Raw genomic sequence first — 7,210 nt, forward strand, 5'->3', positions numbered from 1 at the left:
CGTGGGCAACCTGGTCGACGCCGACCTGGCCAAGGAAAGCGCCAAGCTCCAAGCCCTGCAGACCAAGCAGCAGCTGGGCATCCAGGCGCTCTCTATCGCCAACCAGTCGTCGAGCTCGATCCTGAGCCTGTTCCGCTAAGCGGAACCGACGACCGCGACGACGAGGGGCGGGCCGAAAGGCCCGCCCCTTTTTCGTGGACGCTCAGCGCGCCGGGGCCGGCGCCAGCGCCTTGCCCATCCGGGCCAGCGGCACGTCGTAGCCCTTGGAGGTCGGGGCCGTGAACGGCTCGATCAGCGTATAGCCGCAGGCCTCGTACAGCGGCACACCGCCCATGGTCGCGGCCATCTCGGCGCGGGAGAAGCCCTCGCCCGCCGCCGCCCGCTCGCAGGCCGCCAGGATCATCCGGCCGACGCCCTTCCGGGTGTGGTCGGGGTGGGTGTACATCGCCCGCACCCGCGCCGCGTCGCGCGCCGGGTCCAGCATGGCCGCGTCGCGCCCGGCCGAATGGTCGCCGCCGAACAGGGTGGCCCGCCGGCTCCAGCCGCCGCAGCCGGCGATCTCGTCCCCGTCCTGGACGACGAAATAGGTGCCATCAGCGATCAGCTGGCTGTCCAGCCCCATCACCTCGAACGACGCGGCCACGCCCTCGGGCGGCAGGACCGGCGTCAGCAGCTCGGCGATCGCCGCGTTCATCAGCACGGTCAGGGCGGGGATGTCCTCGGGCGTGGCGAGGCGAAGCGTCAGGCTGGTCATGTCGTCCGACATAGACGCCCCTCCCCCGCGGCGCGACGGCCGGCCCGAAAACTTTTTTCCGAAAAAGTTCATGACAACGTTGTCACGACGTCAGGAAGCGGCTATAGAGATCTCAGCCCTTCCAGGGCGTTTCCTCCCAATGACTCAGCCGCCTTCTTCTCCTGGAGGGCGGCTTTTCTTTTGGACGAAGGCCTTCAGGGTACGCCCAGCAAGGGCTTCAGCGCCGCCACGGCGATCGGCACGGCCACCTTCTCGGCCACGCTCAGCGCCCACTTCCCCGCGCCCTTCAAAGCTTTCAGCGCGCCCTTCTCGTCGCCCTGCTGGGCCGCGGCCTGGGCGGTCGCCACCGCGCCGATCGCCACGTCCTCCTCCGCCGTCCCGGCCGCCTGGGCCTTCATCTCGGCGCGCAGCCTGTCCAGCTCCTGGGCCAGGGCCGCAAGGTCGAGACCCGCGCCCTGCTGGATATGGATGTCGCCGGTGCTCGCCCCAGCCCCCACCAGGACCGAGTTGTCGCCCGTCGAATAGCTGTGCTGCTGCCTCTGATCGACCATGACCGAAATCTCCCTGACCACCATCGACTGCGGCCGCCCGTCCCTCAGCATCTCCACCAGTCCCGCCCGCCCGCTGAGGCCCAGGATGCGGTTGGTGAAGGTGGTGAGATCGGACAGGTCGCGCTTGATCTGCCGGGCCGCCTCGGCGGCGATCTCGCGCAGCGCCTCCAGGTCGGCCGGCCCCTTCACCGTGTCCAGGGTCTGCGACAGCCGCCAGAGCTCGTCGCGGATCATCATGACGATCCGGCTTTCACGGTCGTTGATCAGGTTGAACAGGCCGGCCCACTGGCCGCTGTCGCCCGGCCCGACCATGGCCTGCAATTCGTTTTCATAGACGTCCTTGAGCGTCCGCAGGCGGCTGCAGATCTCCTCGGCGTCGCGATAGTGGCTGATTTCCAGGACCTGTTCGGCCCGGCGCTGGAAGTCGCGGATCTCGCCGGCCGACAGCGCGTCGTCGCCGACGTATTTCACGTCGATCAGCAGGGCCAGGACGTCGCGATAGGCCTGGTCGACGACGTGGGCGACCTTGGTCAGGAAGGCCAGGATCCGGGCCGAGACCACGGGCGGCTGGTTCTGCACCGCCTCGAGCGCCACGCCTTCGAGATCGTCGACAATCCCCGAAAGTCCGCCCATGCCCGCCTCCCGATCGCGGACCACGAAACCACCGGCGTCCGGGCAAATCAATCCAGACTTGTCTTTGTTGAATTTACGCGGTCAGCAGGCGCCCGCCGTCCACCCGCACCGGCCACGGCGTCAGCCGGGCGCCGGCGCAGGGCCCGCCCAGGCAGGCGCCGTCCTCGATCGAGAACACCGCCCCGTGCCAGGAGCAGGCGATCATGCCGCCGTCGGGGGTCAGGTACTGGTCCAGCGTCTGGGCCAGCGGCAAGCCGGCGTGCGGGCAGCGGTCGACATAGCCGAACGCCGCCTCGCCGCGCCGCACCACGAAGCCGTGGAAGCGGTTGGCTCCGATCTGCAGGACGTAGTTGCGGGCCGCCCCGTCGGCGATCAGGTCGAGCGGGCCGAGATTGACCCCGGCCGGCGTCAACCAGATCCGTCCGACCGCTTCGACCTCTGAGGCGGCCGCTTCGCTCAAACCCGCTCGACCTGCTGCTCGATGGCGCCGAAGATCGTGTGACCCTTGGCGTCCTTCATCTCGATCCGCACGGTGTCGTCGCCCAGCAGGAACGGCGTCTTGGCCGCGCCATGCAGGATGGTCTCGACGGTGCGCAGTTCGGCCAGGCAGGAGTAGCCGAGACCGCCGTCGGCGATCGGCTTGCCCGGACCGCCGTCGGCGTCGCGGTTGGAAACCGTGCCCGAGCCGACGATGGTGCCGGCGCTCAGGGCCCGGGTCTTGGCGGCGTGGGCCACCAGGGTTCCGAAGTCGAAGGTCATGTCGACGCCGGCGTCGGCCGCGCCGAAATCCTTGCCGTTCAGCTCGATCAGCAGCGCCCCCGACAGCTTGCCGTCGCTCCAGCCCGGCAGGACGTCGGGGCTGACCGCCACCGGCGAGAAGGCGCTGGCCGGCTTGGACTGCACGAAGCCGAAGCCCTTGCCGAGTTCGGCCGGGATCAGGTTGCGCAGGGAGACGTCGTTGCACAGCATGACCAGGCGGATGGCCGCCAGGGCCTCCTCGCGGCTGGCGCCCAGCGGCACGTCGCCGACGATCACGGCGATCTCGCCCTCCAGGTCGCAGCCCCAGGCCGCGTCGGCCAGCGGGATGGTGTCGCGGGGGGCCAGGAACCCGTCCGACGCGCCCTGGTACATCAAGGGATCGGTCCAGAAGCTCTCGGGCATCTCGGCCCCGCGGGCCTGGCGCACCAGCTGCACGTGATTGACGTAGGCGCTGCCGTCCAGCCACTGGAAGGCGCGCGGCAGGGGGCTCAGCGCGTCGTGTTCGTGGAAGCGGTCCTTGGGCACGCCGCCGTGCTCCAGGCTCTCGGCCAGCCCGCGCAGCAGCGGCTCGCAGCGTTCCCAGTCGTCGAGCGCGGCCTGCAGCGTCGGCGCGATCGTCCCAGCGTCGGTGCACCAGGCGACGTCGTTCGACACCACGACCAGCCGGCCGTCGCGGCCGCCCTTCAGAGACGCGAGCTTCATTCGGCGCTTCCTCTCATTGTTCTGGTTACGGCAGGCGGGCCTTGGGGAACCCGTCCCAGCACTCGTCATAGTCGGCCTGAAGCGCGCGATGCTCCAGCGCGAACTTCGTCGGCGCGATCACCCAGCGGCTCTCGAACATGAAGGCCAGGGTGTGGTCGATCTTGTGCGGCCCCAGTTCGGCGTCGACAGCCTTGCGATGGCTGGCCACGTCCGGCCCGTGGTCGCTCATGCAGTTGTGCAGCGAGGCGCCGCCGGGAGCGAAACCGCCCTCCTTGGCGTCGTAGGCGCCGTGCACCAGCCCCATGAACTCGCTCATCACGTTGCGGTGGAACCAGGGCGGGCGGAAGGTGTGCTCGGCCACCATCCAGCGCGGCGGGAAGATCACGAAGTCCACGTTCGCCGTCCCCGGCGTGTCGCTGGGCGAGGTCAGCACCGTGAAGATCGACGGGTCGGGGTGGTCGTAGCTGACCGTGTTGATGGTGTTGAACCGCGCCAGGTCGTAGCGATAGGGCGCGAGGTTGCCGTGCCAGGCGACCACGTCCAGCGGGCTGTGGTCCCAGTCGGCGGCCCACAGCGATCCCTGGAACTTCTGGATCACCTGGGTGGGCGCATCGATGTCCTCGAAGGCGGCCACCGGCGTCTCGAAGTCGCGCGGATTGGCCAGGCCGTTGGAGCCGATCGGCCCAAGCTCCGGCAGGCGCAGCGCCGCGCCGAAGTTTTCGCAGACATAGCCGCGCGAAGGACCGTCCAGCTCGACCCGGAAGCGCACGCCGCGGGGGATGACCGCGATCTGGCCGGGACCAGCCTTCAGCACGCCCATCTCGGTGACCAGCCTCAGCACGCCCTGCTGCGGCACCATCAGCAGCTCGCCGTCGGCGTCGTAGAACACCCGGTCCTTCATCGAGGCGTTGGCGAGATAGAGGTGCACGCCCATGCCGGCCTGGGCCGCCACATCGCCGTTGCCGGCCAGGGTGACGAGGCCGTCGACGAAGTCGGTCGGCTCGGCGGGGATCTCGATCGGGTCCCAGCGCAGGCGGTTGGGCGTGACGGGGCCATCGAAGGCGCTGGTCAGGCGCGGCTGGGCGTAGGGTTTGTACGGCCCGTGCCCGGCGCTGGGCCGCAGGCGGTAGAGCCAGCTCCTGCGGTTCTCGTGCCGGGGCGCGGTGAAGGCCGTGCCGGAGAGCTGCTCGGCATAGAGGCCGAACGGCGCGTGCTGCGGCGAGTTCTGCCCCACCGGCAGGGCGCCGGCCACGGCCTCGGTGGCGAAGTGAGCGCCAAAGCCGGTCTGGTAGCGGAGGTCCATGCGTTTTCCCGTGCCTTTGCCAGCACTTTTCCCGTCATCCCGGAAAGCCCGCAGGGCTTATCCGGGACCCAGGGGCGGTGCGCACGGCCCCTGGGTCCCGGCTCTACGCTACGCTTCGGCCGGGATGACGAAAGATATTTTTAGGCGTCGACCGTGATTACGCCGCGGCGGATCTGGTCGAGCTCGATGCTCTCGAACAGGGCCTGGAAGTTGCCGTTGCCGAAGCCCTCGTTGCCCTTGCGCTGGATGATCTCGAAGAAGATCGGGCCAAACAGGTTCTCGGTGAAGATCTGCAGCAGCAGGCCCTTGTCACCGACATTGCCGTCGATCAGGATGCGGTTCCTGCGCAGGCGCTCCAGATCCTCGCCGTGGCCGGGCACGCGCTTGTCGACCAGCTCGTAATAGGTCTCGATGGTGTCCTGCAGCTTGACGCCCCGGGCGCGCAGCTTCTCGACCGTGCCGTAGATGTCGGCCGTGGTCAGGGCCAGGTGCTGGATGCCCTCGCCGTTGTACTGGCGGATGAACTCCTCGATCTGGCTCTTGTCGTCCTGGCTCTCGTTCAGCGGGATGCGGATGGCCTTGTCGGGCGCGATCATCGCCTGGCTGAACAGGCCCGTGGCCTGGCCCTTGATGTCGAAGTACTTCTGCTCCTTGAAGCCGAAGACCTGGTTGTAGAAGGTCGACCAGGTGCGCATCTGGCCGCGCTTGACGTTGTGGGTCAGGTGGTCGAGCAGATCCAGGCCCACCGAATTGGCGGCTTCGGCCTCGGCGGCGCCGGGAACGGCGGTCCAGGCGTCATAGATCGAGCCCTCGCCTTCGACGAGATAGAGCAAGGACCCGCCGATGCCTTCCAGCACCTTGGCGTCCGCGCCCAGCACCGAGCGGGAGGCGTCGGCGGCCTTGGCGCCGCGCTTCAGGGCGTCGGCGAAGGCTTGGCTTGCGTCATCGACGCGGAAGGCCATGCCGTTGGCCGAGGGGCCGTGGGCCTCGCGGAAGTCGGCGACCTGGCCGGCGGCCTCCTCGTTGACCAGCAGGTTGATGCGGCCCTGCTTGTAGCGGGTCACGGCCTTGGTCGGGTGGGTGGCGGCGGGCACGAAGCCCAGCTGCTCGATGATCGCCTTCATCGCCGCCGGATCCGGGCTGGTGAATTCGACGAACTCGAAGCCGTTGAGGCCGAGAGGGTTGTCGGACGTGACGGGCATGCGGGCCTCCCTAAGGCTCGTGATGTTCTGACTAAGGGACCAGCGCGGCCGGCAGGCCGGCGATCAGGCGGTCGTTGTCGGCCGGCCGGCCGATGGTGATGCGCACCCAGCCGCCCTTGACGGGCGTCGGGCGAACGATGAGCCCTTCGTGCAACAAACGCATGGCGGTGGCTTCGGGACCGGCCGGGGTGCGCAGGAAGACGAAATTGGCTTCAGAGCGGGTGTATTCGACGCCCATCTCGTCCAGCGCCGCCTCGACGCGGGCGCGCTCGGACAGGGTCAGGGCCACGGTCGAGGCCAGGTGCTCGCGGTCGTCCCAGGCGGCCAGGGCGGCGGCCTGGCTGACGGCGGTGACGTTGAACGGCGGGCGCAGGCGGTCGAGATAGGCGATCAGCTCTTCCGACGAGGCAATCCCGTAGCCCACCCGCATGCCGGCCAGGCCATAGGCCTTGGAGAAGGTGCGCGCGGCGATCCAGGGGCCGCCCCAGGCCTCCAGCACCGCCAGCATGTCGTAGGCCTCGAAATACTCGCGGTAGGCCTCGTCGACGAACACCAGGGTGGTCTTGGGCGTGGCGGCCAGCACCGTCTCGACGGCTTCCTTCGACAGGGCGTTGCCGGTCGGGTTGTTAGGCGTGCAGAGGATCAGGAGCTTGGGCCCCTTGGCGGCCGCGGCGGCGACGGCGGGGACGTCGAGATCGAAATTGGCCAGGCGCGGCACGTCGACGATCTTGGCCTCGGCGCAGCGGGCGAAGATGTCGTAGGCCGGGAAGGTCGGCGAGGAGAGCAGGATCTCGTCGCCCGGCGCCAGCACGGCGCGGAACACGTAGTCGATCAGAGCCTCGGAGCCCGGCGAGACGAGAATGCGGTTCGACGACACGCCCAGGCGCTGGCCGATGGCCGCGCGCAGGGTCTCGCAATAGGGGTCCGGATAGATCTGCGGCTCGGCCACGGCGGCCATCACCGCGTCGGCGACCCTGGGGCTGGCGCCCAGCAGGTTCTCGTTGCTGGCCAGCTTGGCGAAGTCCGACAGGCCCGTGCGCCGCCCGGCCTCGGCCAGGGTCATGCCGGCCTTGTAGGCCACGACGCCGTCGAGGGCGGCGCGCATCGGCGTCTGGGACGCTTGGGGCTTGCGATCGAGAACCAGCATGACGGCCGCTCCGGGAGTCGGGGATACGGACGTCAGGATAGGTCAGGCGCAGAGACGCGTTGTGGCGATTATGACCGGTGATCCGGCCATATGGGTCACTTTATGACCTAATATGAGCATCAACTGAATTTCCGAGGCCGCAGTTGAAACACCTCTCCC

At 68.9% G+C, this 7,210-nt stretch carries 8 protein-coding genes and 1 pseudogene; 1 reads left to right on the plus strand and 8 read right to left on the minus strand.

Annotated elements, in window-relative coordinates; genetic code table 11:
- The coding region (locus DMC18_RS22845; protein ID WP_255580422.1) for a flagellin at window positions 1-139 on the plus strand (139 nt) is incomplete at its 5' end.
- A gap of 63 nt (window positions 140-202) precedes the next feature.
- Here the strand turns inward: DMC18_RS22845 and DMC18_RS22850 are convergent.
- From DMC18_RS22850 to hisC, 8 genes and pseudogenes are all read right to left on the minus strand, one after another.
- Window positions 203-766, minus strand: coding sequence for a GNAT family N-acetyltransferase (locus DMC18_RS22850; RefSeq protein WP_110133338.1), 564 nt, complete (start codon window positions 764-766; stop codon window positions 203-205).
- Between the two features lie 182 nt (window positions 767-948).
- The gene (locus tag DMC18_RS22855; RefSeq protein ID WP_110118097.1) at window positions 949-1,938 is read right to left on the minus strand and encodes a hypothetical protein; all 990 of its coding nucleotides are present in this window, start codon (window positions 1,936-1,938) and stop codon (window positions 949-951) included.
- A gap of 73 nt (window positions 1,939-2,011) precedes the next feature.
- Window positions 2,012-2,398, minus strand: a complete 387-nt coding sequence (locus DMC18_RS22860; RefSeq protein WP_110118098.1) for a Rieske (2Fe-2S) protein — start codon at window positions 2,396-2,398, stop codon at window positions 2,012-2,014.
- Complete coding sequence (locus tag DMC18_RS22865) at window positions 2,395-3,399, minus strand: fumarylacetoacetate hydrolase family protein (RefSeq protein ID WP_110118099.1); 1,005 nt, start codon at window positions 3,397-3,399, stop codon at window positions 2,395-2,397. The genes DMC18_RS22860 and DMC18_RS22865 overlap by 4 nt, the downstream gene beginning before the upstream one ends.
- Window positions 3,400-3,424: 25 nt before the next feature.
- A complete protein-coding gene (hmgA, locus tag DMC18_RS22870) occupies window positions 3,425-4,702 on the minus strand; it encodes a homogentisate 1,2-dioxygenase (protein WP_110118100.1) in 1,278 nt (425 codons plus the stop codon).
- Between the two features lie 60 nt (window positions 4,703-4,762).
- A pseudogene (locus DMC18_RS27360) lies at window positions 4,763-4,829 on the minus strand (hypothetical protein); the annotation flags it as partial.
- A gap of 13 nt (window positions 4,830-4,842) precedes the next feature.
- Window positions 4,843-5,904 (minus strand): 4-hydroxyphenylpyruvate dioxygenase, encoded by a 1,062-nt coding sequence (gene hppD, locus DMC18_RS22875; RefSeq protein WP_110118101.1) that lies wholly within the window; start codon window positions 5,902-5,904, stop codon window positions 4,843-4,845.
- Between the two features lie 31 nt (window positions 5,905-5,935).
- Window positions 5,936-7,051: a histidinol-phosphate transaminase gene (gene hisC / locus DMC18_RS22880; protein WP_110118102.1), complete on the minus strand. Its 1,116-nt coding sequence runs from the start codon at window positions 7,049-7,051 to the stop codon at window positions 5,936-5,938.
- Window positions 7,052-7,210 lie beyond the last annotated feature (159 nt).

Origin of the sequence: Caulobacter sp. D5, from assembly GCF_003185805.1 — a bacterium.
In the GTDB taxonomy this organism is placed as follows: Bacteria; Pseudomonadota; Alphaproteobacteria; order Caulobacterales; family Caulobacteraceae; genus Caulobacter.

What these genes read in the sequence shown, in the direction of transcription:
- DMC18_RS22850 (WP_110133338.1), bottom strand. Translation starts at nt 766, where the DNA reads ATGTCGGACGACATGACCAGCCTGACGCTTCGCCTCGCCACGCCCGAG.
- DMC18_RS22855 (WP_110118097.1), bottom strand. Translation starts at nt 1,938, where the DNA reads ATGGGCGGACTTTCGGGGATTGTCGACGATCTCGAAGGCGTGGCGCTC.
- DMC18_RS22865 (WP_110118099.1), bottom strand. Translation starts at nt 3,399, where the DNA reads ATGAAGCTCGCGTCTCTGAAGGGCGGCCGCGACGGCCGGCTGGTCGTG.
- hmgA (WP_110118100.1), bottom strand. Translation starts at nt 4,702, where the DNA reads ATGGACCTCCGCTACCAGACCGGCTTTGGCGCTCACTTCGCCACCGAG.
- hppD (WP_110118101.1), bottom strand. Translation starts at nt 5,904, where the DNA reads ATGCCCGTCACGTCCGACAACCCTCTCGGCCTCAACGGCTTCGAGTTC.
- hisC (WP_110118102.1), bottom strand. Translation starts at nt 7,051, where the DNA reads ATGCTGGTTCTCGATCGCAAGCCCCAAGCGTCCCAGACGCCGATGCGC.